The sequence below is a fragment of the Bacillus sp. JJ1503 genome, assembly GCF_036965125.1.
GTDB lineage: Bacteria > Bacillota > Bacilli > Bacillales > Cytobacillaceae > Cytobacillus.
In genome coordinates this window covers 1-1,321 of record NZ_JBALOZ010000332.1, presented here as the reverse complement: position 1 = coordinate 1,321, position 1,321 = coordinate 1, and the positions used below count along the sequence as shown (strand labels likewise).

1 protein-coding gene is annotated in these 1,321 nt (G+C 36.9%); it reads right to left on the bottom strand.

Annotated features, from left to right (window positions below):
- Positions 1 to 121: 121 nt before the first annotated feature.
- On the bottom strand, positions 122 to 1,237 hold the full coding sequence (locus V7149_RS21705; protein ID WP_335347674.1) for an aminopeptidase: 1,116 nt from the start codon (positions 1,235 to 1,237) through the stop codon (positions 122 to 124).
- Positions 1,238 to 1,321: the final 84 nt, after the last annotated feature.

Genomic DNA, 1,321 nt, shown 5'->3' with positions numbered 1-1,321 from the left:
CATGAAAATAGCGTACTTATTTTTATGGGTGCTGGAGATATTCAAAAGTTTCAAGAAGCTTACGAAAATCAATTATAAATGTAAAAAGATGCGGCTTCTTAAACCGCATCTTTTTTTATACTCATTTTAAATTCTCAGGGTTCAGTGCTTCTAATTCAGGGATAACGAAGCGTCCATCTTTCCGAATTAAACGGTCATCGAAGTAGATGTCACCGCCGCCGTAATCAGGTCGCTGAATATTAACCATATCCCAATGGATATTGGACTGATTTCCATTGTATGCTTCGTCATAGCATTGGCCAGGGGTGAAATGGAAGCTTCCATCAATTTTTTCATCGAATAAAATATCCTGCATTGGGTGTAAAATAAACGGATTTACACCAATAGCAAATTCCCCAATGTAGCGGGCACCTTCATCCGTGTCAAAAATTTTATTAATTCTGTCTGTGTCGTTTGCCTCTGCTTCTACGATTTTTCCATCCTTGAATGTTAGTTTCACATTCTCAAAGGTAAATCCATTATACGGTGATGGAGTATTATATGTAATCACACCATTTACAGAATCACGGACAGGAGCTGTATAAACTTCTCCATCTGGAATGTTCATCTGACCGGAGCATTTGATGGCTGGGATATCTTTGATAGAGAAGGTCAGGTCTGTTCCAGGGCCAGTAATTTTAACTTTATCGGTTTTATTCATTAATTCAACAAGATTATCCATGGCTTTGTCCATTTTTCCATAATCGAGATTACAAACGTTAAAATAGAAATCCTCAAAGCCTTCTGTGCTCATTTTCGCTAATTGAGCCATAGAGGATGTCGGATATCTCAAGACAACCCATTTTGTTTTCGGTACGCGAATTTCACGATGCACCTTTTTCCCGACCGTTGCTCCATGGATTCTCATTTTATCATCAGGAACATCTGAATGTTCATTGATGTTATTTCCTGATCGGAGCCCGATGTATGCATCCATTTGGCTCATAACACTTGCTTCAAAATCAGCCATTAGATTAAAATGATCTTCCTGTGCTCCTAAAAGGAGAGAGCGATCAACCTGATGATCTTTCAATAGAACAAAAGGAAAACCCCCTGCAGCATAAGCTTCTTTAACAAGTGCGGTTACAAGCTCTCTTTGTAAACCAAAGTTTTCAATTAGGACTTTCTCTCCCTTTTGAAGACGAATAGAATAGTTAATTAAATTTTTTGCTAGTTTTTCAATACGAGGATCTTTCATCCTATTTCCCTCCGATATAAACAAATTCATATTAACAATACATATTGTATCCTAATTCGAATTTTTTGTTTAATAATATATTTT